Annotated in this window: 22 protein-coding genes and 2 riboswitches; of the genes, 12 read left to right on the forward strand and 10 right to left on the reverse strand. The window is 67.3% G+C overall.

Annotated features, from left to right (window positions below):
- Positions 1–141 precede the first annotated feature (141 nt).
- The 3 genes from aztA to FSV73_RS02160 are packed head-to-tail and all read left to right on the forward strand — an operon-like array spanning position 142 to position 2,668.
- The gene (gene aztA / locus FSV73_RS02150) at positions 142–876 is read left to right on the forward strand and encodes a zinc ABC transporter ATP-binding protein AztA (protein WP_145003172.1); all 735 of its coding nucleotides are present in this window, start codon (positions 142–144) and stop codon (positions 874–876) included.
- Positions 873–1,742, forward strand: a complete 870-nt coding sequence (locus FSV73_RS02155) for a metal ABC transporter permease (protein WP_145003175.1) — start codon at positions 873–875, stop codon at positions 1,740–1,742. The genes aztA and FSV73_RS02155 overlap by 4 nt, the downstream gene beginning before the upstream one ends.
- Before the next feature lie 11 nt (positions 1,743–1,753).
- Positions 1,754–2,668 carry a metal ABC transporter substrate-binding protein gene (locus FSV73_RS02160; RefSeq protein WP_145003178.1) on the forward strand — a complete coding sequence of 305 codons (915 nt, stop codon included), beginning with the start codon at positions 1,754–1,756 and terminating at the stop codon, positions 2,666–2,668.
- 534 nt (positions 2,669–3,202) lie between these two features.
- Here FSV73_RS02160 and FSV73_RS02165 read toward each other — a convergent pair.
- The 4 genes from FSV73_RS02165 to cobW are packed head-to-tail and all read right to left on the reverse strand — an operon-like array spanning position 3,203 to position 9,721.
- On the reverse strand, positions 3,203–3,823 hold the full coding sequence (locus tag FSV73_RS02165) for a vWA domain-containing protein (protein ID WP_145003181.1): 621 nt from the start codon (positions 3,821–3,823) through the stop codon (positions 3,203–3,205).
- A gap of 44 nt (positions 3,824–3,867) precedes the next feature.
- Positions 3,868–4,911 carry an ATP-binding protein gene (locus FSV73_RS02170; protein WP_145003184.1) on the reverse strand — a complete coding sequence of 348 codons (1,044 nt, stop codon included), beginning with the start codon at positions 4,909–4,911 and terminating at the stop codon, positions 3,868–3,870.
- Position 4,912: 1 nt separating this feature from the next.
- Complete coding sequence (gene cobN, locus FSV73_RS02175; protein WP_145003187.1) at positions 4,913–8,662, reverse strand: cobaltochelatase subunit CobN; 3,750 nt, start codon at positions 8,660–8,662, stop codon at positions 4,913–4,915.
- A gap of 6 nt (positions 8,663–8,668) precedes the next feature.
- Complete coding sequence (gene cobW / locus FSV73_RS02180) at positions 8,669–9,721, reverse strand: cobalamin biosynthesis protein CobW (protein ID WP_145003190.1); 1,053 nt, start codon at positions 9,719–9,721, stop codon at positions 8,669–8,671.
- A gap of 102 nt (positions 9,722–9,823) precedes the next feature.
- Positions 9,824–10,006: riboswitch (cobalamin riboswitch) on the reverse strand.
- 57 nt (positions 10,007–10,063) lie between these two features.
- A riboswitch (cobalamin riboswitch) is annotated at positions 10,064–10,269 on the forward strand.
- Between the two features lie 86 nt (positions 10,270–10,355).
- On the opposite strand from cobW, the gene FSV73_RS02185 reads away from it, so the two are divergent.
- From FSV73_RS02185 to FSV73_RS02195, 3 genes are read left to right on the forward strand one after another with little or no spacing between them, the layout of a single operon-like run.
- The gene (locus FSV73_RS02185; protein ID WP_145003192.1) at positions 10,356–10,541 is read left to right on the forward strand and encodes a CbtB domain-containing protein; all 186 of its coding nucleotides are present in this window, start codon (positions 10,356–10,358) and stop codon (positions 10,539–10,541) included.
- An 11-nt stretch (positions 10,542–10,552) separates the two neighbouring features.
- The gene (locus FSV73_RS02190; RefSeq protein WP_145003195.1) at positions 10,553–11,227 is read left to right on the forward strand and encodes a CbtA family protein; all 675 of its coding nucleotides are present in this window, start codon (positions 10,553–10,555) and stop codon (positions 11,225–11,227) included.
- A complete protein-coding gene (locus FSV73_RS02195) occupies positions 11,227–11,601 on the forward strand; it encodes a cobalamin biosynthesis protein (protein ID WP_145003198.1) in 375 nt (124 codons plus the stop codon). Before FSV73_RS02190 ends, FSV73_RS02195 begins: the two co-directional genes overlap by 1 nt.
- Here the strand turns inward: FSV73_RS02195 and FSV73_RS02200 are convergent.
- From FSV73_RS02200 to FSV73_RS02210, 3 genes are all read right to left on the reverse strand, one after another.
- On the reverse strand, positions 11,592–12,320 hold the full coding sequence (locus FSV73_RS02200) for a segregation and condensation protein A (RefSeq protein WP_186309149.1): 729 nt from the start codon (positions 12,318–12,320) through the stop codon (positions 11,592–11,594). The genes FSV73_RS02195 and FSV73_RS02200 overlap by 10 nt on opposite strands.
- Before the next feature lie 110 nt (positions 12,321–12,430).
- A complete protein-coding gene (locus tag FSV73_RS02205) occupies positions 12,431–13,060 on the reverse strand; it encodes an L-threonylcarbamoyladenylate synthase (protein ID WP_145003204.1) in 630 nt (209 codons plus the stop codon).
- Entirely contained in the window at positions 13,057–13,929 is an 873-nt protein-coding gene (locus FSV73_RS02210) for a PHP domain-containing protein (RefSeq protein ID WP_145003207.1), read from the reverse strand. Before FSV73_RS02210 ends, FSV73_RS02205 begins: the two co-directional genes overlap by 4 nt.
- A gap of 61 nt (positions 13,930–13,990) precedes the next feature.
- On the opposite strand from FSV73_RS02210, the gene FSV73_RS02215 reads away from it, so the two are divergent.
- The 4 genes from FSV73_RS02215 (at position 13,991) to FSV73_RS02230 (ending at position 17,229) form a co-directional block, all read left to right on the forward strand.
- Positions 13,991–14,575 (forward strand): septation protein A, encoded by a 585-nt coding sequence (locus FSV73_RS02215; RefSeq protein WP_145003210.1) that lies wholly within the window; start codon positions 13,991–13,993, stop codon positions 14,573–14,575.
- Positions 14,576–14,579: 4 nt separating this feature from the next.
- Positions 14,580–15,257 carry a response regulator transcription factor gene (locus FSV73_RS02220; protein WP_145003213.1) on the forward strand — a complete coding sequence of 226 codons (678 nt, stop codon included), beginning with the start codon at positions 14,580–14,582 and terminating at the stop codon, positions 15,255–15,257.
- Positions 15,258–15,369: 112 nt separating this feature from the next.
- Entirely contained in the window at positions 15,370–15,801 is a 432-nt protein-coding gene (locus FSV73_RS02225) for a Spy/CpxP family protein refolding chaperone (protein ID WP_145003216.1), read from the forward strand.
- Positions 15,802–15,855: 54 nt separating this feature from the next.
- The gene (locus FSV73_RS02230) at positions 15,856–17,229 is read left to right on the forward strand and encodes a sensor histidine kinase (protein WP_145003219.1); all 1,374 of its coding nucleotides are present in this window, start codon (positions 15,856–15,858) and stop codon (positions 17,227–17,229) included.
- Here the strand turns inward: FSV73_RS02230 and FSV73_RS02235 are convergent.
- Positions 17,192–17,770, reverse strand: a complete 579-nt coding sequence (locus tag FSV73_RS02235) for a nitroreductase family protein (RefSeq protein ID WP_145003222.1) — start codon at positions 17,768–17,770, stop codon at positions 17,192–17,194. The two genes, FSV73_RS02230 and FSV73_RS02235, sit on opposite strands and share 38 nt — an antisense overlap.
- A gap of 200 nt (positions 17,771–17,970) precedes the next feature.
- Between FSV73_RS02235 and FSV73_RS02240 the strand changes: the two genes are divergently transcribed.
- Positions 17,971–19,353 carry an adenylate/guanylate cyclase domain-containing protein gene (locus FSV73_RS02240; protein ID WP_145003225.1) on the forward strand — a complete coding sequence of 461 codons (1,383 nt, stop codon included), beginning with the start codon at positions 17,971–17,973 and terminating at the stop codon, positions 19,351–19,353.
- A 71-nt stretch (positions 19,354–19,424) separates the two neighbouring features.
- Here FSV73_RS02240 and FSV73_RS02245 read toward each other — a convergent pair whose 3' ends face one another.
- Complete coding sequence (locus FSV73_RS02245; protein WP_145003228.1) at positions 19,425–21,128, reverse strand: DEAD/DEAH box helicase; 1,704 nt, start codon at positions 21,126–21,128, stop codon at positions 19,425–19,427.
- Positions 21,129–21,409: 281 nt separating this feature from the next.
- A complete protein-coding gene (locus FSV73_RS02250) occupies positions 21,410–22,159 on the reverse strand; it encodes a spermidine synthase (protein ID WP_145003231.1) in 750 nt (249 codons plus the stop codon).
- A 112-nt stretch (positions 22,160–22,271) separates the two neighbouring features.
- Between FSV73_RS02250 and FSV73_RS02255 the strand changes: the two genes are divergently transcribed.
- A complete protein-coding gene (locus FSV73_RS02255; protein ID WP_145003234.1) occupies positions 22,272–23,618 on the forward strand; it encodes a class II 3-deoxy-7-phosphoheptulonate synthase in 1,347 nt (448 codons plus the stop codon).
- Positions 23,619–23,630 lie beyond the last annotated feature (12 nt).

The raw sequence follows: 23,630 nt of genomic DNA on the forward strand, positions 1-23,630 counted from the left end.
CTTTTGCGAAGTTATCCAAGGTTTTGTCATGGCGTCCCCACGTTCCTCCCTGCTGCTGCTCTCCGTTCCCACCCGTCTGTTGTTGGCCTGTATCCCTTTGGCAGCCCTGTGGCTGGCCGTCGCTTGGGCGGTCGCCCTGCCATGAGCGCGGCCATCGAGCTGCAGGACCTGACCCTGGCCTACCAGCGTCATCCCGCCATCCACCACCTGAGTGGTCGCTTCCACACCGGCAGCCTCACTGCCATCGTCGGTCCCAATGGCGCCGGCAAATCCACCCTGCTCAAGGCCATTGCCGGGACCTTGCGGCCGGTCAGCGGGCGGGTCCAGCGCGCCGTGCCTCAGCGCCGCCTGGGCTATCTGCCGCAGGCGGCGGAGATCGACCGCAGCTTCCCCCTCAGCGTCCTGGAAACCGTGGTGCTGGGTGCCTGGCAGGGGCTCGGCAGCTGGCGCGGCGTCACCGCCGCCCAGCTGGACGAGGCTCGCCAGGCCTTGCAGGCGGTAGGTCTGGAAGGCCTCGAAGACCGCCTGGTAGGCGCCCTGTCATCCGGCCAGTTCCAGCGCGTGCTGTTCGCCCGGCTGTTGCTGCAGGACGCCCCGGTGTTGCTATTGGACGAACCCTTCACCGCCATCGATGCCCGTACCACCACTGATTTGCTGACCATCGTTCGACGCTGGCATGGCCAGGGACGCACGGTGATCGCGGTACTGCACGATCTGGAGCAGGTTCGCCAGCATTTTCCCGAGACGCTGCTGCTGGCCCGGGAAGCCATCGCCTGGGGCAGCACCGCGGAGGTGCTGGTGGCCGCTAACCTGGCCCGGGCGCGCAATCTGGCCGAACGCTGGGACGCCACCGCGGCGGTGTGTGAGCGCGCATGACCCTCTACCAGCTGCTGCTCGAACCCTTCGTCGAATTCGGCTTCATGCGCCGCGCCCTGGTGGCCTGCCTGGCGCTGGCGCTGGGCGCCGGTCCGGTGGGCGTCCTCCTGATGCTGAGGCGCATGAGCCTGGTGGGCGACGCCATGAGCCATGCCGTGTTGCCCGGCGCCGCCCTCGGCTTCATGGTCGCCGGTCTGTCGCTGCCCGCGATGGGCATCGGCGGCATGCTCGCCGGGTTGCTGGTGGCCGGACTCGCCGGGCTGGTCAGTCGCTTCACCAACCAGCGCGAGGATGCCAGTTTCGCCAGCTTCTACCTGATCTCCCTGGCGGCCGGGGTGCTGATCGTCTCCCTGCACGGTTCCAGCGTCGACCTGCTGCATGTGCTGTTCGGCACCATCCTGGCCATCGATGCCACGGCGCTCTATCTGGTCGCCGGTATCGCCACCCTCTCGCTGGTGGTACTCGCGGTGATCTATCGCCCCCTGGCGCTGGAATGCTTCGATCCGGGCTTCCTGCGCGCCGTCGGGGGTCGGGGGTCGCTCTACCACCTGCTGTTCCTGCTACTGGTGGTGCTCAACCTGGTCGCCGGTTTCCAAGCGCTGGGCACCCTGATGGCCGTGGGCCTGATGATGCTCCCCGCCACGGCTGCGCGCTTCTGGGCCAACAGCCTGCCCGGCCTGATGGCGGTGGCGAGCCTGATCGCCAGCCTGAGCGGCCTGGTCGGCCTGGTGCTCTCCTACCACCTGGGCTATGCCTCGGGGCCGGCCATCGTCCTCACCGCAGGCGCCTGCTACCTCTTTTCCCTGCTGTTCGGGCGCCTGGGTCTGTACCGGCGCCTGCGTCCTCGTCCCCATCTCACCCACTGAAAGGAGTCACCATGAAATCCCTGTTCTCGCTGGGCGCCGCCCTGCTGCTCGCCGTCTCCGGCCAGGCGCAGGCGGCCGAACCGATCAAGGCCGTCGCCACCTTCACCGTGATCGCCGATGTGGTCAAGCAGGTGGGCGGCGACCATGTCCAGGTCACCTCCCTGGTCGGCCCCAATGGCGATCCCCACGCCTATGAGCCCACCCCCGCCGACGCCCAGGCGCTCAAGCAGGCCGACGTGGTCTTCATGAGCGGCCTGCATATGGAGGGCTGGATGGACCGGCTGATCAAGGCGTCCGGCCAGGCACGCCCGCCGGTGATCCTCAGCGAAGGCATCAAGACCCGGGAGATGGCGGAAGACGAAGGGGGTCATGACGACCACGAGCATGAGCACGGCGTCGATCCCCATGTCTGGAACAACCCGCTCAACGTGGTCGTCTATACCCGCAACGTGGTGAAGGCCCTGTCCCAGATCGATCCGGCCGATGCGGCCGCCTACCAGGCCAATGGCGCTCGCTACATCGCCCAGCTCGAAGCCCTGGATCGCTACGCCCGCGAGCAGATCGCCCAGGTGCCCAAGGCGCGCCGCAAGGTCCTCACGTCCCACGATGCCTTCGGTTACTTCGGCGACGCCTATGGCGTGCAGTTCATCTCGCCGCTGGGCATTTCCACCGAAGCCGAAGCCTCGGCCCAGGACGTCGGCAAGCTGATCCGCCAGATCAAGCAGGAGCACGTCACCACCTACTTCTTCGAGAACTCCAACGACCCGCGCCTGGTCCAGCAGATCGCCAAGGCCAGCGGCGCCCAGCCGGGTGGCGAGCTCTATGTGGAAGCCCTGTCGCCGGCCGACGGCCCTGCCGCCACCTATGCCGCCATGTTCCGCTACAACGTGGATACTCTGGTCAAGGCGATGAAAGCCGGGCATTGAGATCCCGGCGCTAGCGTTAGGGGTAGGTTGGGCTGAGCGTAGCGAAGCCCAACGCCACGGCGTCTGAATCCTTGATTGTTGGGCTTCGACGATGGAGCCGTCTCAACCCAACCTACGCCAGACCGGTAGGTTGGGTTGAGCGCCGCGAAGCCCAACAGCATAAGGCACGAGCTACTCAATGTTGGGCTTCGACGATGGCGCCGTCGCAACTCAACCTACGCCAGACCGGTAGGTTGGGTTGAGCGCAGCGAAGCCCAACAGCGTGAGGATCGAGCGCCTCGATGTTGGGCTTCGACGATGGAGCCGTCGCAACCCAACCTACGCCAGACCGGTAATTTGGGTTGAGCGCAGAGGAGCCCAACAGCGTGAGGCTTAAGCGCCTCGATGTTGGGCTTCGACGATGGAGCCGTCTCAACCCAACCTACGCCAGACCGGTAATTTGGGTTGAGCGTCGCGAAGCCCAACAGCATGAGGCTCGAGCGCCTCGATGTTGGGCGCCGCCTCAACGCAACCTACGAGCTGGAAGCTGGTTGGCTAGACCACTGGCACCTCTTCAAGGTGCCGGTATTCCGCGCCCAGGCGTCGGGCGAGTTCGCCGGCTCGGCCCAAGCGCAGTGGCCCCAGTTCGATATCCAGCACCTGGACAGGACAATCCGGTACTGCCAGCTCTTCCAGGTCGCGCAGGCGTCCATCAGTGACCAACAGCAGCCGGCATTCTTCTCCAGGGTGCTGCCGGCGACGACTTCTCAGCCATGCCTGAGCTTCCGCCAGGCCCGCCCGCAAGGGCGTTCCGCCTCCCGCTCCCAACTGCTCCAGCCAGGCCTGCAATGCCCGACCGCTGCGCTGGCCCTGGAAAGACCATTCGGGCCGCTCCCCTGCCGTCTGCAGGACCGCGACTCTGACCCGCTGCCGATAGGCCTGCTCGAACCAATCGGCTAGCAGGCCCTTGGCCTGGGCCAGGGCGCCATGGCGGCGGGTGGAGGCGGAGTGATCGACGATCACCAGCCAGAGTTGGGCGGGGCGACGGCTGCGCGGCTGACGGACCAAATCAGTGGCCCGCCGCGGACGACCGCGCAACAGGGTCGGTAGCCAGGCGATGGCGCCCTCTTCGCCCAACGAGCGCGCACCCTGACGGCCACCTGCGGCCCTGCCCATCCCGGCCCGGGCATCACGATCCGCAGGACGGCTGGATCGGATGCCTAGGGCTTTTTTGCCACGTCCAGCCGGCGCCGCGGTCCGCTCGCCATAGGCTGGGGCGCCAAGGCGCCCCAGGTATCACCTGCACCGCCGCGACGATCAGGCTCACCCCCACCCTGTTGATCACCTGCCTCCTGCTCTGGAGTGGCAGAGTGATCTTCTTTCTTTAGGGGTGGTATTACTGACGGGGCATCTGTTGAATCCCGACGCCGATGGCGCAGGGCGAAGTCGGCGACAGCGGCAATGTCGGCGTTTTCGATGGCGGACGCGCCCCGCCAGGCGGCATGGGCGCGAGCCGCGCGCAGCCAGACGAGGTCGGCGCGCAGGCCATCGACCCCCGCCAGATGGCAGCCTTCGGTGATGACGTCCAACGCGGCGTCATCCAGGGGGATGCTGGAAAGCCGCGTGCGCGCCTGGGCGCAACGCTGGCGCAAGGCCGCCTGCGCCTCCTCCCAGTGGGCGACGAAGGCGGTGGGATCGCTATCGAAGGCCAACCGCCGGCGCAGGATCTCGGCTCTTTCACGCGGTGCCGGACGACTGTCCAGCGCCAGGGCGAAGCCGAAGCGATCCAGCAACTGCGGACGCAACTCACCCTCTTCCGGATTCATGGTGCCTACCAGCAGGAAACGGGCAGCATGCTCATGGGAAAGGCCATCGCGCTCCACCCGGTTGACGCCACTGGCCGCCACGTCGAGCAGCAGGTCCACCAGATGATCCGGCAGCAGGTTGACCTCGTCGACATAGAGCACCCCACCGTCGGCGGCGGCCAGTACGCCGGGAGCGAAGCGTGCCCGGCCCTCGCCGAGGGCCGCGTCCAGGTCCAGGGTGCCGACGATGCGTTCCTCGCTGGCACCCAGCGGCAGGGTGACGAAGGGGCCGCCGCCGAGCAGGTCGGCCAGGCCGCGCGCCAGGGTGGACTTGGCCATGCCGCGCGGCCCCTCGATCAGTACCCCGCCAATACGGGGGTCGATGGCGTTCAGGCACAGCGCCAGCTTCAAGGACTCAGCGCCGACCACGGCGGCCAGGGGAAAGACGGGGGCGGTCATTTCAGGCTTCATCCATATCCATCAGCAGCTGTTCGAGGGCATCGCGGTAATCGCCCGGTTCATGCCAGAGGCCACGCTGCTGGGCTTCCAGCAGGCGCTCGGTCATATCGCGGAGCGCTTCGGGATTGTGGCGTTCGACGAATTCGCGGGTGTCGGCGTCCAGTAAGTAGGCATCGGCCAGTTGCTGGTACTGGTGATCCTCGACCAGCTCGGTGGTGGCGCCGAAGCCAAACAGATAGTCCACGGTCGCCGCCATCTCGAAGGCGCCCTTGTAGCCATGCCGCTTCATGCCGGCAATCCACTTGGGATTGGCTGCCCGCGAACGGACGACGCGGCCCAATTCTTCCTTCAGGGTGCGGATGCGCGGCAGGTCGGCCTGGGCGTGATCGCCGAAATAGCTCGCCCGCCGCTGGCCACTCAAAGTCTCGGCAGCGGCCAGCATGCCGCCCTGGAACTGGTAGTAGTCGTTGGAATCGAGCAGGTCGTGCTCGCGGTTGTCCTGGTTCTGCAGCACCGCCTGCAGGCGCCCGAGGCGGCGGGAAAAATCCTCCCGCGCGGCGGTGCCTTCATCCTCGGCGCCATAGGCATAGCCGCCCCAGTTGAGATAGGCGGTGGCCAGCTCGCTGCGCTCCTGCCACTGGCGCTCTTCCACCGCGCCCTGGACACCAGCGCCATAGGCGCCGGGCTGGGCGCCGAAGATTCGCCAGCCGGCCTGGCGCCGCGCCTGGTCCGCTGCGGCGCCGGCCGCTTCCAGTGCGGCGCGTTCGCGACGGATCTGGGCGGCCAGGGGATTGAGGTCGTCCGGTTCGTCCAGCGCGGCCACCGCCTGCACGGCCGCATCGAACAGCCGCACCAGCCCCCCAAAGGCATCGCGGAAGAAGCCAGAAATACGCAGGGTGACGTCCACCCGCGGCCGGTCCAGCAGCGACAGTGGCAGGATCTCGAAGTCTTCCACCCGAGCGCTGCCGGTCTGCCACACCGGGCGCACGCCCAGCAGGGCCATGGCCTGGGCGATGTCGTCGCCGCCGGTCCTCATGGTGGCGGTGCCCCAGACCGACAGGCCCAGTTGGCGCAGGTGATCGCCCTCTTCCTGCAGATGACGCTCCAGCAGCAGATTGGCCGACTGCCACCCCAGACGCCAGGCTGTCATGCTCGGCAGGTTGCGCACGTCCACGGAAAAGAAGTTGCGCCCGGTGGGCAGCACATCTAGTCGGCCGCGACTCGGCGCGCCGCTGGGCCCGGCCGGGACGAAACGGCCCGCCAAGGCGGCCAGCAGCCCACCGATCTCGGCGGGACCGCAGCCATCCAGGGCTGGGGCTACCTGGGTGACCAGTTGCTCCAGCACCGGGCGAGTCACTGGCAGGTCGTCCAGGGCCAGTGGCAAAGGCTCGCCGTCCACCGTTGCTGCAACCAGCGCTAGCGCCAGCAACTCCAGCCGCTCCCGGGTATCGCCGAGGGTGCGCCAGGGGTCAGCCGAGAGCGCCAGCAAGCAGGCCGGGCGCTCACCCTGCCAGGGCTCACCCAGGTCGGCGGCCAGGGGATCGAACTCCAGCTGCAAATCCTTGGCCAGCGCGCGCAGCAGGCTGGCGTTACCACCCTGGGCATCGCCGCGCGGAATGCGCAGCAGGGCCACCAGGGTGTCGCGGCGCAGCTGTCCGGTCGGCGATTCGCCGAACACGTGCAGGCCATCGCGGATTTGGGATTCCTTGAGATCGCAGAGATAGGCGTCCAGCTGCGGCAGCCAGCTGTCCGGATCTTCGGTGATGACCAGGTCCAGTTCGCGATCCAGGGCGGTCTCGCGCACCAGGCGCAGGATCTCGCCACGCAGCTCGGTGGCGCGGCGCAGGTCCAGCAGGCTGGCGTCATAGTATTCGTCGGCCAGGCGCTCAAGATCGCGCAGCGGGCCATAGCTTTCGGCGCGGGTCAGCGGCGGCATCAGGTGGTCGATGATCACCGCCTGGGTGCGGCGCTTGGCCTGGGCGCCCTCGCCCGGGTCGTTGACGATGAAGGGATAGACGTTGGGCAGCGGTCCGAGGATGGCGTCTGGCCAACAGTCTGCGGACATGCCCACGCCCTTGCCCGGCAGCCACTCCAGGTTGCCGTGCTTGCCCAGGTGGACCACCGCCTGGGCGCCATAGACCTCGCGCAACCAGAAGTAGAAGGCCAGGTAGCCATGGGGCGGCACCAGCGACGGATCGTGATAGACCGCGGCGGGATCGACGTCATAGCCACGGGCCGGCTGGATGCCGACGAAGGTCAGGCCGAAGCGCACCCCGGCGACCATGAGCCGACCGCGACGGTGCATGGGATCGGCATCGGGCGCGCCCCAACGCTCGGTCACCGCCTGCTGCAGGCGTTGCGGCAGGCGCTCGAACAAGGCCTGGTAGTCGTCCAGCGCCAGGCTCTGCAAGGCGGGGCGCAGGTCGCGCACGGCCCTGTCGTTGGTCACCCCACCGAGCAGGCGCTCGATCAGGGCGGTGCCGCTGTCTGGCAGATTGGCGACTGGATAACCCGCGGTCTGCAGGGCCTGCAGCACCCTGAGCGCCGCCGCCGGGGTATCCAGGCCGACACCATTGCCGATGCGGCCATCACGGGTCGGATAGTTGGCCAGGATCAGGGCGATCCGCTTGTCCGCCGCCGGGCGTCGCGCCAATTCGATCCAGTTGCGCGCCAGGCGAGCGACGAAGGCCATGCGCTCGCCATCGGCCTGGTAATTGACCACATCGCTCTGGCTGCGCTCGCACCGCCAGGCCAGGCCCTTGAAGCTGATCGGCCGGGTGATGATGCGCCCGTCCAGCTCCGGCAGGGCGATGTGCATGGCCAGGTCGCGGGCGCCCAGGCCCTGGGGATTTTCCTGCCAACGCTCACGATTGTCCTGGGCGCAGATGGCCTGGAGTACCGGCACGGGACGGCGGAAGGGCGCGAGATTCGGCCGCTCCGGACTGGATTGGGCGAAGCCCGTCGTATTGAGGATCAGCGCGGCGTCGGTCTCGTCCAGCAGCCGCTCCACCTCGGCCAGGCAGGCCGGCTCCTTGAGACTGGCCACGGCGATGGGCAGCGGGTTCAGGCCCTGGGCCGCGAGCTGCTGGCAGAAGACGTCGACGAAGGCGGTGTTGGCTGCCTGCAGGTGGGTGCGATAGAACAGCAGCGCCGCCGTTGGCCAGCCTGGCTGCCACGTCGCGCGCCAGCCGTCGAGGCCCAGGCCCTCCGCCTGGTAGACCGCCACCCGCGGCAATTCCCGCGGCGGCTCGTAGGTGTACGGGGCACCCAGGCAGTCGGCGGCCAGGCAATGCAGGAAGTCCCGCGCATTGGCCAGGCCACCCTGGCGCAGGTAGCGCCAGAGCCGCTCGGCCAGGTCGGGGGCCACCGTTCCCAAGGCCAGCAACTCCGGATCGGGGCGGTCGCAACCGGGCACCGCGATCAGGGTCAGCCCCCGCGCGGCCAACTCCGCCAGCCGTTCCATGCCATAGCGCCAATAGCCCTGGCCGCCATGCAGGGAGATGAATACCACCTGCGCCTGGCTCAGCACCTCCTCGACATAGAGATCCACCGAGGCGTGGTTCTGCAACTGCATCGGGTTGGCCAGGCGCAGGCTGGGATAGCCGGCGTCCAGGGTGCGGATGGCCTCGGCTAGCAGCGCCAGGTGCGAATCGCCGCTGCAGAGGACGACGATCTCAGCGGGTGTCTGGGCCAGATGGGCGATGCCGTCGTCCGGGACGAAACCGCCCGGCTGGGTACGCAGCAGATGCATCTAGGCTCAGGCCACCGCGGCGCGGAGCTGGGCGCTGATGGCTGCCTGGTCCAGCTGCTGGCCGATCAGCACCAGCTGGGTGCTGCGGGCCTCACCTGGCTGCCAGGCGCGGTCGAAGTGCTTGTCGAACCGAGTGCCAACACCCTGCACCAGCAGGCGCAGCGGCTTGCCGGTGATGGCGGCGAAGCCCTTCACGCGCAGTACGCCATGGGTCTTGACCACCTCACCCAGGGCTGCCAGCAGGGTCGCCTCGGCCACCTCTGGCAACTCGACGCCGAAGGAGTCGAATTCGTCATGATCGTGATCCTCGTGGCCCTCGAGGTCATGATGGGTCGGACGGCTGTCGATATGGGCCTCGGACTCGGCCTGCAAGCCAAGCAGGACCGACAACGGCAGCACGCCACGACTGGCTTCCACCACCTTGACCGCGGGCGGCAGTTCCTCGCTCACCTCGGCGCGCACTCGCGCCAGGGCCTCGGCCGCCAGGCCGTCGGCCTTGTTGAGGATCACCAGGTCGGCGCTGGCCAACTGGTCTTCGAACAATTCGTGCAGCGGTGACTCGTGATCCAGGTTGGGATCCTGGCGACGCTGGACATCCACCTGCTCGGGATGGGCGGCGAAGGTACCGGCCGCCACCGCGGGACTATCGACCACGGTGATCACCGCGTCCACGGTGCAGGCGTTGCGGATCTCCGGCCACTGGAAGGCTTGCACCAGGGGCTTGGGCAGGGCCAGGCCACTGGTCTCGATGAGGATATGGTCGATGTCGCCACGGCGCGCCACCAGCTCCTTCATCACCGGGAAGAATTCCTCCTGCACGGTGCAGCACAGGCAGCCATTGGCGAGTTCGAAGACCCGGCCCTGGGCCTCTTCTTCGGTGCAGCCGATGCTGCACTGCCGCAGGATCTCGCCATCGATACCCAGCTCGCCGAATTCGTTGACGATCACCGCGATGCGGCGGCCTTCGGCATGGTCGAGCATGTGGCGCAGCAGGGTGGTCTTGCCGGCCCCGAGGAAGCCGGTGACGATGGTGACGGGGGTCTTGGCCAGGGTTTTCATGGGCTGCCCTTAGATAGAAAGCTGAATAAGACGGGCAGGCATGCCGGACGCCCGCACGCTGGCGAGGCCCTGGTGGCAGCCCGGATCACCCCGCCCGGTTGCGTATGGGAAACTGGCGAGGCAGGTCTCCTGGCTCGCGGCGCCTGGCTCCGGCCTTCCCGCGTGAGCAGTGGCCTGGTGGAGAGACTAAAAATGCCGCTTACAGTTGCGGGGGCAGCCGCGGTGTCGCACCGCGTTCCCTTTCAAGCTCTTGTCGACAAGAGCACCTCGAAGCCCGACAGGCTACGAGTGCCCCGCCAGAGTGTCAATGCGCCAGGCTTGACCGACGGACAGGCGCGTGGTCTGCTCAGCGTTGCTTCAGGTGTCGCGACTCCGCCATGGGTCGCGGTGAAACGGGAAGCCGGTCCGAGTCCGGCACTGCCCCCGCAACGGTAGACGAGCGCAGGATCACGATGCCACCCGGCCGGCAAGTCTGGGGAAGGCGATCCTGGTAGTTGCAGCCTGCAACCCTCGTGAGTCCGGAGACCGGCCTGCTGCTTTCAAGCAACCCGCGGTGGGCGGTCGTGCTGGACGGCGGCCGCCTGCGGCTCGCTGCCTAGGCGCGTCCCTGCCGCTTCGACTCCGAGGCCTTGCCATGACCGTCGTCCGCACCACTACCGCCCTCCCCCAAACCAATACCCGCGCCCAACGCCTGACCGCCACCCTGCTCGCCTGCCTGCTCGGGCTGAGCCTGGTGTTCCTGGCCGGCTTCTCCCACGTCGAGGCGCTGCACAACGGTGCCCACGATACCCGCCACAGCGAAGGCTTCCCCTGCCACTGAAGGAGCTCGCCATGTTCCAGCGCATCGCCTTCAGTGCCGGCATCGCCGGCCTGCTCGCCGCCCTGCTCCTGAGCGTCCTGCAGAGCCTCTGGATGACCCCGCTCATCCTCCAGGCGGAAACCTACGAGGTCCAGACCGAGGCCCCGGTCCGGGCCGAACACCATGATCATGGCGAGGAAGCCTGGACACCCGCGGATGGCTGGCCGCGCACCCTGTCGACCTTCGGCGGCAACCTGGTGGTGGCGGTGGGCTTTGGCCTGCTGCTGGCCGGGCTGTTCAACCTGCGCGCCCCGACCCGCGTCCATCAAGGATTGCTCTGGGGGTTGGCCGGCTATGCCACCTTCTGTCTCGCGCCCAGCCTTGGCTTGCCGTCGGAGCTACCGGGCACGGCGGCCGCGGATCTCACGGTGCGCCAGCTGTGGTGGATCGGCACGGCCGGTGCGACCGCCGGCGCCCTTGCCCTGTTGGCCTTCGCGCGCCATCCCGCTTTCAAGCTCGCCGCCCTGGGCCTGCTGGTCCTGCCGCATCTACTCGGCGCGCCCCAGCCGGTCGAACACGCGAGCCTGGCGCCGGAAGAGCTGCAGCGCCATTTCCAGGTCGCCGTGCTGGCCAGCAACCTGCCGTTCTGGTTGCTGCTTGGGCTGGCCTGCGGCTGGCTGTTCCGCCGCCAGGGTGTTCACGCCTGATGGCCCTGGTCTTGGGGCTAGGCTGCCGCCAGGGCTGTTCGGCGGATGAACTCGCCGACCTGGCGCTGGCCGTCTTGCAGGAAACCCGCTGTGAGGTCGCCGAGCTGACCGCGCTGGCAACCGTCGAGGGGCGCCTCGGCGAGGGTGCCATGCGCACCCTCGCCCAGCGCTGGCGGTTGCCCCTGCTTGGCTTTGCCGCAGACCAGCTGGCGCAGCAGGAAGGCATCCTGACGCCCAGCACCAAGGCCCTGCAGCACACCGGCAGCCCGAGCATCGCCGAGGCCGCCGCCCTGGCGGCCGCGGGCGAGGGCGCCAGGCTGCTGGTGGGCAAGCGCAAGAGCGCCGCCGCCACGGCGGCGCTGGCTTATGCTTGAGGTTCCGCTTCCGCGTCGGCGCCGCTGACCCGGGCGCGGACATGGATGGGACTGAAGGGCTCGTTCTGTACCAGTTCCACCAGGGACTCCTTGACCAGCTCGAGGATGGCCATGAAGGTCACCACTACGCCCAGCCGTCCCTCTTCCAGGGTGAACAGCGCGACGAAGGGTACGAAGGTCCCGTCCTTGAGTCGCTCCAGCACCTGACTCATGCGCTCGCGGGTGGACAGGATCTCGCGGGTCACCTGGTGGCTTTCGAACAGATCCGCGCGGCGCAGCACCTCGCCCATGGCCAGCAGCAACTCGCTCAGATCCACCTCGGGCAGCAACTTGCGGGCCCGAGCGTCCGGCGCCGGCAGGGTCGGCACCACGAAGTTGCGCCCTTCGCGCGGCAAGTCGTCGAGATCCTCGGCCGCCTTCTTGAAGCGTTCGTATTCCTGCAGCCGCCGGATCAACTCGGCGCGCGGATCCTCTTCCTCGGCTTCCAGGCCTTCGGCGCGCGGCAGCAGCATGCGCGACTTGATCTCCGCCAGCATGGCCGCCATCAGCAGGTACTCTGCAGCCAGCTCCAGCTGGACGGCCTTCATCAACTCGACATAGCTCATGTACTGCCGGGTGATCTCGGCGACCGGGATATCAAGGATGTCGATGTTCTGCTTGCGGATCAGGTAGAGCAGCAGGTCGAGCGGACCCTCGAAGGCCTCGAGGAACACCTCCAGGGCGTCCGGCGGGATATAGAGGTCCTGGGGCAGCTCGGTGAAGGCCTCGCCGTAGACCAGCGCCAGCCGCAGTTGCTCGGGCTCGAGCAAATGCGCATCCAGGACCTCGCTCATGCTTCGATCATGAAGGGCGTGGGATCGCCGGCCCCGACCCGGATCACCTCCGGCTCGTCCTCGGCCAGGCTGATCACGGTGGAGGGTTGCAGGCCGCCCGGCCCACCCTCGATCACCAGGTCGACGAAGTGCTCGAGTCTTTCGCGGATTTCCCAGGCGTCGCCCAGGGCCTCGTCGTCCCCCGGCAGGATGAGGCTCACGCTCATCAGCGGTTCGCCCAGCGCTTCCAGCAGCGCCAGGGTGATGGGGTGCTGGGGTACCCGTACGCCAATGGTACGGCGCTTGGGATGCAGCAGCATCCGCGGCACCTCGCGGGTGGCGTTCAAGATGAAGGTGTAAGGACCCGGAGTGTAGGCCTTGAGCAGGCGGAAGGCACTGGTATCCACCTTGGCGTAGATCCCCAGCTCAGACAGGTCACAGCACACCAGGGTGAAGTTGTGCTTGTCGTCGAGCTGGCGAATGCGGCGGATGCGCTCCACCGCGCTCTTCTCGCCGATGCGACAGCCCAGGGCATAGGACGAATCGGTGGGATAGGCGATCACACCACCGGACTGGATGACTTCCACGGCCTGACGGATCAGCCGCGGCTGGGGATTCTGCGGATGAATCTCGATGAACTGGCTCATTGGGGTTCTCGATCCTGAGGGTAGAGCGGTTGGCTGAAACGCGCCCAGAGGGGCGGCAGATCTTCGGGCAAGGGTCGATACATACCCAGGTCCGACCAGTCGGCCGGCGCGTGGAAATCGCTGCCCGCGCTCACCATCAGACCGAATTCCCGCGCCAGAATTGCCAGGGTACCCACCTGCTCGGCCGGCTGGACACCATTGACCACCTCGATGGCATGGCCACCGCCGCTGACGAATTCTCCGATCAGCTTGCGCAGCTTGGTGCGGGTGAAACCGTAGGCCAGCGGATGGGCCAGGCTGATCCAGGCCTTGGCCGCCTTGAGGGTGGCCAGGGTCTCGGCCAGGGTCGGCCAATGCTGCTTGACGTCGCCCAACTTGCCGCCACCCAGCCACTTGCGAAAGGCCTCGCCGCGGTCGGCCACGTAGCCGGCCTGCACAAGGTATTCGGCGAAATGCGGCCGGGCGGGGGCATTGCGGCTGTCGCCCAGGGCGAGCTGGACCGCGCGGGCACCGTCCAGGGTGCCGGGCATGCCCTTGGCCGCCAGCCGCCGATCGATTTCCCGGGCCCGCTCCCAGCGCCCCTCGTGCAGCGCTGCCAGCGCCGCCTCGAGTTCCGGGGCCCCGGGCGCGAAGGCGTAGCCCAGCACGTGCAAGGCCGCGCCACCCCAGGTGCAGGACATCTCGATTCCCGGCAATAGCCGCACCCCCAGGTGGGCCGCGGCGTCCATCGCCTCGGCGTAGCCGTCCAGCGTATCGTGATCGGTGATCGCCAGCAGTTGCACCCCGCGCTCGTGGGCCCGCCGCACGAGCTCGGCGGGTGCGAAGGCGCCGTCGGACGCGGTGGTATGACAGTGCAGGTCGACACGCATGGGCTTTCTCCTCCGGCTTCATCGGGTATTATGCCGCGATGCACTGCTATCGGCTGCGGTAATGAAACAATTCATCGACTTCATCCCTCTCCTGCTGTTCTTCCTCGTCTACAAGCTCGATCCGCGTCCGGTGGAGTTCGCCGGCCACGCCTTCACCCTGGGCGGCATCTTCAGTGCCACCGCGGTGTTGATCGTCGCTTCGCTGGTGGTCTACGGCGCCATCTACCTCAGTCAACGCCGGCTCGAGAAGAGTCAGTGGCTGACGCTGATCGCCTGCCTGGTGTTCGGTGGCATGACCCTGGCGTTCCACAGCGAGACCTTCCTCAAATGGAAGGCGCCGGTGGTCAACTGGCTGTTCGCCCTGGCCTTCCTCGGCAGCCATTTCATCGGCGACAAGCCGCTGATCCAGCGCATGCTGGGGCACGCGGTGCGGCTACCGGCACCGATCTGGACGCGCCTGAACATCGCCTGGATCATCTTCTTCATCGTCTGCGGCTGCGCGAACCTCTACGTGGCCTTCACCTACGAAAGCTTCTGGGTCGACTTCAAGGTCTTCGGCAGCCTGGCGATGACCCTGGTGTTCATGCTCGGCCAGGGCCTCTATCTGGCGCGCCATCTGCAACCCATGGATGAACCGCGAGACTGATGCCATGAGCCAGATTCTGCTGATCGACGATGACCAGGAACTGTGCGAGCTGCTCGGCGCCTGGCTGAAACAGGAAGGTTTCGAGGTGACCGCCTGCCACGCCGGCAGCGATGCCCGCGCCCAGCTGCGCGAGGCGACCCCGGACGTGGTGGTGCTGGACGTGATGCTGCCCGACGGCAGCGGCCTGGAACTGCTCAAGCAGCTGCGCAGCGATCATCCGCAACTGCCGGTACTCATGCTCTCCGGCCGCGGCGAGCCCCTGGACCGGATCCTCGGCCTGGAGCTGGGCGCCGACGACTACCTGGCCAAGCCCTGCGATCCGCGCGAACTCACCGCCCGCCTGAGGGCCATCCTGCGGCGTAGCCACCCGGCGCAGCCGGCGGCCCGCCTGCAACTGGGCGACCTGGCGCTGAGCCTGGCCCGAGGCGTGGCCAACATCGGCGAGACCGAGATCACCCTCACCCTCACCGAGAGCCGCATCCTCGAAGCCCTGCTGCGCCAGCCGGGGGAACCCCTCGAAAAGCAGGCGCTGGCCCAGGCCGCCCTGGGGCGCAAGCTGACCCTCTATGATCGCAGCCTGGACATGCACGTCAGCAACCTGCGACGCAAGCTGGGCAACCACGCCGATGGGCGCGCGCGCATCCTCGCCCTGCGTGGGCGTGGCTACTACTACAGTGTCTAGCGCCGCAGCGCGGCCTTTACCCCCTCTTTACCTCCGCTGACCGCTCCTGACTCCCCCGCTCCTAGACTGGGCCCATCCGGTGTCACACCGGTCAACCCAAGGAGATTTCCCGATGCGCACACTCATGCCCGCCGTGCTGTTCGCCGCCCTGCTGCCGACCCTTACCCTGGCCGCCACCCAGGACGCCACCGACGTCACGCCGCCGCCCCACCGGATGATGGACGGCGGCCCGCGCGGCGATGGCCCGCTGCGCGGCCTCAAGCTGACCCCCGAGCAGCGCGAGCAGGTCGGCAAGCTGATGGGCGAAGAGCGCCAGCAGCAACGCGAGATCGTCAAGAGCTACCTGGACAAGCTGCCCGAAGACCAGCGCAAGGCGCTGCACGACCAGCTCGACGGCAATCGAGACAAGACCCGGCAGTCCATTCGCGCCCTGCTCAAGCCCGACCAGCAGAAGCGCTTCGACGAAATGGAGAAGAAGCGCGAGGATCACGCCAAGGAGTGGGCCGAGTTCCAGCAGTGGAAACACGACCACAAATCCTCGTAAATCCCGAACGTGGCGCCGAGGGTACTCGGCGCCACGGCTGAACAAGGCCAGTGCATGGTTTTTCGCTCGCTCTTCTGGCGCATCTTCGCCACCTTCTGGCTGGCCATCCTGTCCGCCGTCGGCCTGACCATGCTGCTCGGCCACCTGGCCGACCAGGATTCCTGGATCCTCGCGCAGCATCCGGGCCTGCGTGACCTGCCGGCACAATGGGTACAACGCTATGAGAACGAAGGCCCCGCCGCCGCCCAGGGATTGCTCGAACAGCGCAAGGGCCGCTACGGCATCGATGTGCTGGTGCTGGGCGAGAACGGCTCGCCCCTGGTGCGCGGCACCCTGCCACCGCGAGTCTTCGACCAGGATCTCGACCAGCCGCAGCGCCTGCAGCGCCCCGGCCCCGGCGCCCGCGACCCCAACCGCCCGCTGCCCTGGCGACGCCTGACCGACGAATACACCAGCGACAGCGGTCAGAACTACCTGTTCATCTACCACCTGCCCACCCCCGAGCTGGGTGCCTGGCGCCGTGAAAGCCTATTCTGGCCCATGGGCATGCTGGCCATCGCCACCGTGGTCCTCACCCTCTTCAGCCTGCTGCTGACCCTAAGCCTGACCCGCCCGCTCAATCACCTGCGCCGCGCCGTGCACGATCTCGGCCAGACCGCCTACCAGCAGGACACCCTGGCCCGCCTCGCCCGCCGCAAGGACGAGCTGGGCGTGCTTGCGGAGGATTTCAACCGCATGGGCGCCCATCTGCAGCGGCTGATCGACAGCCAACGCCAGTTGCTGCGGGACGTCTCCCACGAATTGCGCTCCCCCCTGGCCCGCCTGCGTATCGCCCTGGCACTGGCAGAGCGCTCGGATCCCCACGACTTGGGCAACATGTGGCCGCGGCTGACCCTGGAATGCGATCGCCTGGAGACGCTGATCGGCGAAATCCTCGCCCTCGCCCGCCAGGAAGCGGATCCGGGCCCACCGGAGCAGGTGGAACTGCACCCCCTGCTGATCGGGCTGGTCGAGGATGCTCAGCTGACCGCCCCACAACAGCGGGTCGAACTACAGGTGCCCATGGCCCTGCGGCTGGATGGCTGGCCCGACGTGCTGGAGCGGGCGCTGGACAACCTGCTGCGCAACGCCCTGAGGTTCAACCCACCCGCGCAGCCCATCGTCATCGCCGCGGCGGCCGCAGCCGGCGAGGTCATCATCCAGGTGCGCGACCACGGCCCCGGGGTCAAGGCCGACGACCTGCCGCGCCTGGGCGAACCCTTCTTCCGCGCCGATCAGCAGCAGGCCACCGGCTACGGCCTGGGCCTGGCCATCGCCCGGCGCGCGGTGCAGCGCCATGGCGGCGAGCTGGAGCTAGGCAATCACCCCGATGGCGGCTTCCTGGCCACCGTCACCCTGCCGTTGCGGCCGGTCCTGGCCAATGGCTGAGGCGGTCGCCGAGGTCGCGCGGCGCCGGCACCCGGGGCGCCACTTCCGGCGTGCCCAGATAGATGTAGCCGACCAGCTGTTCATGGTCCGCCAGCCCCAGGCCCTGCAGCACCCAGGGATCGTAGCTGAACTCCCCGGAACGCCAGACCGCGCCCAGGCCAAGGGCGAAGGCCGCGTTGACCAGGCCGTGGGCGACGCAGCCGGCGGTGATGATCTGCTCCTGCACGGGCACCTTGGGGTGCTCCTGGGGCGTCGCCACGACGGCGATGACCAGGGGCGCGCGCAGCGGCATGCGCCGGGCCTTGTCCAGGGCGGCGGCATCGGCCGCGGGATCGCGGCGGCGCAGGGCCTCGGCATAGAGCTCGCCCAGGGCCTGGCGGTTCTCGCCGGACACCAGGATCAGCCGCCAGGGGCGCAGCAGCTTGTGGTCCGGGGCACGATCCGCGGCGCGCAGCAGCGTCTCCAGTTGCGCGGGGCTGGGACCGGGTTCGGTCAGCCGGCCGACCGATACGCGATTGCACAGAGCGTCGAGGGCATCCATAGCGTCTCTCCTGTAAAGATACGGCAGTGTACCCCAGGGACGACTGACGAATTTCGCTGTCACAGCAGCGGATTGGCTACCGATGTTGGCCGCCGCCCGGGCGGTCGGCTAAGATCGCTACAGCTTGAAAACCCGGCCGCTTTCATCGTCGCGAACGGAGTTATCCCGACCTCTCGCCCTTTTCGAAACGGACCCGACAGATGAAGTTTGCGCTCAACCGGTTCCTCGCTGCGTCCGGTGACAGTCTGGGCGTGTACTACGCCCGGGTGTTCGCCTATCTGATCGCCGCCGCCACGGTCACCGCGGGTTACTACACCCAGGCCGACGCCGTGGGCCTCTGGCTGATCCCCTATGCCCTGCTCTATCCGCACCTCGCCCAGACCCTGAGTCTCAAACTCCGGCGTGATCGCGGTGCCCAGACCGACATCCTGCTGGCCGCCATCGACGCCATCCATGTCGGCATGGCCGCGGTCGTGCTGCGCTTTCCACTGATGCCGACCCTGATGCTGCTGTTCATGCTCGGCTACACCAGCATGCTGCGCGGGGGCCCGCGCCTGCTCGGCCTGTGCCTGCTGTTCGCCACCAGCGCCGCGGCCCTCGGCAGCGCGACCTTCTTCCAGGGCGTCGACCTGACCAGCCCGCTGCTGGTGGCCGTCACCAGCGTGGTGGGTACCATGCTGCACCTCTGGGGCACCGGCTATTTCCTGCACCGGCAGCGCAAGCGCCTCATCCAGATCAACGATGACCTCAAGCGCGAGCAGGAGAAGTCGTCGATCCTGGCGCACAACCTGGCCAAGTACCTCTCGCCCCAGGTATGGGAGTCGATCTTCACCGGCAAGCAGCACATCGCCCTGGGCACCCAGCGCAAGAAGATCACGGTGTTCTTCTCCGACATCAAGGGTTTCACCGAGCTGTCCGAAGAGCTGGAAGCTGAGGCCCTCACCGACATGCTCAACAACTACCTCAACGAAATGTCGAAGATCGCCGTGAAATATGGCGGCACCATCGACAAGTTCGTCGGTGACTGCGTCATGGTCTTCTTCGGCGACGCCAACAGCCAGGGCGCCAAGAAGGACGCCGTCGCCGCGGTGTCCATGGCCATCGCCATGCGCAAGCACATGAAGGTGCTGCGCCAGCAATGGCGCAGCCAGGGCATCAACAAGCCACTGGAAATCCGCATGGGGCTGAACACCGGCTATTGCACGGTCGGCAACTTCGGTTCCAGCACGCGCATGGACTACACCATCATCGGCCGCGAAGTGAACCTCGCCAGCCGCCTGGAAAACGCCGCCGATGCCGGCGAGATCCTGATCAGCCACGAGACCTACTCGCTGATCAAGGAAACCATCATGTGCCGCGACAAGAGCTGGATCACCGTCAAGGGCTTCAGCAAGCCGGTGCAGATCTACCAGGTGGTGGACTTCCGCCGCGACCTCGGCGCCTCGCCGAGCTATGTCGAGCACGAACTGCCCGGCTTCTCCATGTATCTGGACACCAACAACATCCAGAACTACGACAAGGAGCGCGTCATCCAGGCCCTGCAGCTGGCGGCGGAGAAGTTGAAGGACAAGGTGATCCTCTAGCCCCGCCCCACCTTTCTCGCAGGCAGAAAAAAGCCCCGGTCATCCGGGGCTTTTTCGTATCACCGCGGGGATCAATCCTCGCGGTAACGACGCAGGCGCAGGGCCTTGCCGGCGACGCGGGTGTCCTTGAGCTTGGTCAGCAGTCGCTCGAGACCGTCCTCGGGCAGTTCCACCAGGCTGAAGGAGTCACGGATCTGGATGCGGCCGATGGCCTCGCGATCCATGCCGCCTTCATTGATGATGGCACCCAGGAGGTTCTTGGCGGCGATGCCGTCGCGCGCGCCCAGGGCGGTGCGGCAACGGACGCGGCCTTCCGGCAGCGGCTGCATCGGACGACGTTCGCCGCGATCCGCACGCTCACCGCGCTCGCCACGCTCAGGACGGTCACCACGCTCGCCGCGTTCGGTCCGCGGACGGTCGCCACGGCCAGCGCCAGGGGTCAGCGGCTGCTCACGGCGCACGGACTCGAGGTCCAGGGCACGACCGGAGGTCAGCTTGGCCAGCAGCGCGGCGGCCAGGGTCGAGGGATCGCACTGCAGGCGCTCGCAGAGCTCCTGACGCAGGGCGCCATGGGTGGCATCGGCGTCGGCCAGCAGCGAACCCACGCCATCGGCCAGGCGGGAGATACGGGCTTCCAGCACGGCTTCGGCGTCGGGCAGGCGAATCTCGCCCACGCGCTGACCGGTGACGCGCTCGATGACCTGCAGCATGCGGCGCTCACGCGGCGTCACAAGCAGCAGCGCGCGGCCTTCGCGACCGGCACGGCCGGTACGGCCGATGCGGTGCACATAGGACTCGGGGTCGTAGGGCATGTCCACGTTCAGCACGTGGGTGATGCGCGCCACGTCCAGGCCACGGGCGGCCACGTCGGTGGCGACCACGATGTCCAGCGAGCCGTCCTTCAGGGACTCGATGGTCTTCTCGCGCTGGGCCTGGGGCATGTCGCCGTTCAGGGCACTGACGCGATAGCCCTGGCGCTCGAGCAGCTCGGCCAGGTCCAGGGTCGCCTGCTTGGTGCGGACGAAGGCGATCAGGGCGTCGAAGTTCTCCACTTCCAAGAGGCGCAGCACCGAGGCCGGCTTCTGGTCGGCGTGAACCATCAGGTGCGCCTGCTCGATGCGGGCGACGGTCTGGGTCTTGGCCGCGATGCGGACGTGCTGCGGTTCCTTGAGGTGACGCTCGGCGATGGCGCGGATCGACGGCGGCAGAGTCGCCGAGAACAGCACGGTCTGGCGGGATTCCGGCATGGCTTCGAAGATGAATTCGAGGTCATCCATGAAGCCCAGCTTGAGCATCTCGTCGGCTTCGTCGAGCACCAGGTGCTGGACGGTGGCCAGCAGGTTGTCGTCGCGACGCAGGTGGTCGCACAGACGACCGGGGGTGGCGACGAGGACCTGGGCGCCCATGCGCAGGGATTTCAGCTGCGGGCCCATGGGGGCGCCGCCGTAGAGGGCCACGACCTTCACGCCGGGCATCTCGGTGGAATAGGTTTCGCAGGCAGTCGCTACCTGCAGGGCCAGTTCCCGGGTAGGAACCAGCACCAGAATCTGGGGCTCGCGGCGGGACGGGTCGAGCTTGGAGAGCAGCGGCAGAGCGAAGGCCGCGGTCTTGCCGGTACCGGTCTGCGCCTGGCCGATCATGTCGTGGCCGGCGAGGATCACCGGGATGGACTGCGACTGGATGGGCGACGGCTCTTCGTAGCCGACGGCCTTGATGGCGGCGAGGATGGCGGGATTGAGATTGAGCGCAGCGAAATTGCTGGTGTCCTGGGTCATTGTCTTGCCTCGTGTGCTTCGCAAAGACCCCAAAGCCAAGGGCTGCGCTTATCCGAATGACCGAAGTCGCCCAGGCAGCCAAGGTGTGAGCTTTTTGCGAAATAGCGGATGAAAGGGGGTGAAGCGTCTAGGATTGTTCGCCGTCGGGCGAACGCACGACCGGCGTGGCCATGGCGGCGGACCGGGAGAATGCAGTTCCTGAACGGAAGGTCAAAAAGACCGGGGCGAATAATACCCGAACCCTGGACATTTCTCCAGAGAACCTTGGTCTACTTTTGTGGTCAGGTTGCCGCACGCAGATTGTCCAGGTAAGGCTCCAGGTCGAATCCCGCGCGCGCCGCCAGCTCCTGTATCCGCCGCCGCGTGCCAGACTCGTCCAGGGTCTGCTCCAGGCTCGCCGGCACCAGCAGAATGACGTTGCCTTCCACCACCGGGCACTCCCAGTAGTGATGGCGGAACAGGCCGCGCAGCAGGGCAGCCCCCAGCGGCTTGCCATCGGTGGCGCTCCACTGATTGATCATCAGCCAGCCACCGGGATTGAGCTTGGTCTGGCAATCTTCCAGGAAGCGCCAGGCGAGGTGGGCGCTGGACGGACCGACGTCGGTATAGAGGTCGACGAAGAGCAGATCCGTCGGCGCGGCGCTGTCGAGCAGTTCGAGGGCATCGCCGATGCGGATGGTCAAGCGCGGATCGTCATCCAGGCCCAGGTGCTGGCGGGCCAGGCGTGGCACCTCCGGCCGCAACTCCAGCGCCTCCACGGCCTCCAGCGCCAGCCATTTGAGACAGGCCTGGGTCAGGGTGCCGGCGCCCAGCCCGAGAAACAGTGCGCGGCGCGGTGCTGGATGGCAGAGCGCCCCCAGCAGCATGGCGCGGTTGTAGTCGTATTCGAGCCACGCCGGATCCCGGGTGAAGACACAGCTCTGCTCGACCTCTTCACCGAACTCCAGAAACCGATAGGGACCGACCTCGATCACCCGGATCCGTCCATGGTCGTCGATGACCTCTTCCAGCAATACTTCCGTCTCGGCCATGGCCACCCTCCTTCATTGATCTCCATGGTAGCCGCGATGGGCACTGTCTATCGAGCGATGGCCGCTCCTTCGGTTACCATGGAAGGCTTCGTCGAACCGTGCAGAGAGAATCATGTCCGCGCCCTGGAGTCCCACCAGCTGGAGAGGCCTGCCCATCCAGCAGCAGCCCGAGTACCCCGATCAAGCCCGCCTCGCCGAGGTAGAGCGCACCCTCGCCGGTTATCCGCCGCTGGTGTTCGCGGGCGAAGCCCGTGAATTGCGGCGGCAATTCGCCGAGGTCACCCAGGGTCGGGCCTTCCTGTTGCAGGGCGGTGACTGCGCGGAAAGCTTCTTCGAATTCTCCGCCGGCAAGATTCGCGACACCTTCAAGGTACTGCTGCAGATGGCGGTGGTCATGACCTTCGCCGCCGGTTGCCCGGTGGTCAAGGTCGGCCGCATGGCCGGCCAGTTCGCCAAGCCGCGCTCCTCCGGCGCCGAAGTCCAGGACGGCGTGTCCCTGCCGGCCTACCGCGGCGACATCGTCAACGGTATCGACTTCACCGAAGGCAGCCGCATCCCGGATCCGCAGCGGCTGATCCAGGCCTACAACCAGTCCACCGCGACCCTCAACCTGCTGCGCGCCTTCGCCCAGGGCGGCTTCGCCGACCTGCACCAGGTGCACCGCTGGAACCTGGATTTCATCGCCAACTCGGCACTGGCCGACCGCTACCACCAGTTGGCGGACCGCATCGACGAGACCCTGGCGTTCATGCGCGCCTGCGGTCTGGATACCGCGCCCCAGGTGAAGGAAACCAACTTCTTCACCGCCCACGAGGCGCTGCTGCTGAACTACGAGGAAGCCTTCGTCCGCCGCGACAGCCTGACCGGCAACTGGTACGACTGCTCGGCGCACATGCTCTGGATCGGCGACCGCACGCGCCAGCCCGACGGTGCCCACGTCGAATTCCTGCGCGGGGTCAACAACCCCATCGGCGTCAAGGTCGGCCCCTCCACCACCTGCGAGGACCTGATCCGCCTGATCGACACCCTCAATCCCGAGAACGATCCAGGCCGCCTCAACCTGATCGTGCGCATGGGCGCGGGCAAGGTCGGCGACCACCTGCCACGGTTGATCCAGACCGTGGAGCGCGAGGGTCGCCAGGTGCTGTGGAGTTCGGACCCCATGCACGGCAACACCATCAAGGCCTCCACCGGCTACAAGACCCGGGATTTCGCCAGCGTGCTGGGCGAGGTCAAGGAATTCTTCGGCGTGCACAAGGCGGAAGGTACCTATGCCGGCGGCATCCATATCGAGATGACCGGACAGAACGTCACCGAATGCATCGGCGGCGCCCGCCCGGTGACCGAGGACGCCCTCTCCGACCGCTACCACACCCATTGCGATCCGCGCCTGAATGCCGACCAGTCCCTGGAACTGGCCTTCATGATCGCCGAGACGCTCAAGGGTATCCGCCGCTGACCGAGCCAGGTG

The sequence above is a fragment of the Pseudomonas oryzihabitans genome (assembly GCF_007665395.1).
GTDB classification, from domain to species: Bacteria; Pseudomonadota; Gammaproteobacteria; order Pseudomonadales; family Pseudomonadaceae; genus Chryseomonas; species Chryseomonas psychrotolerans_C.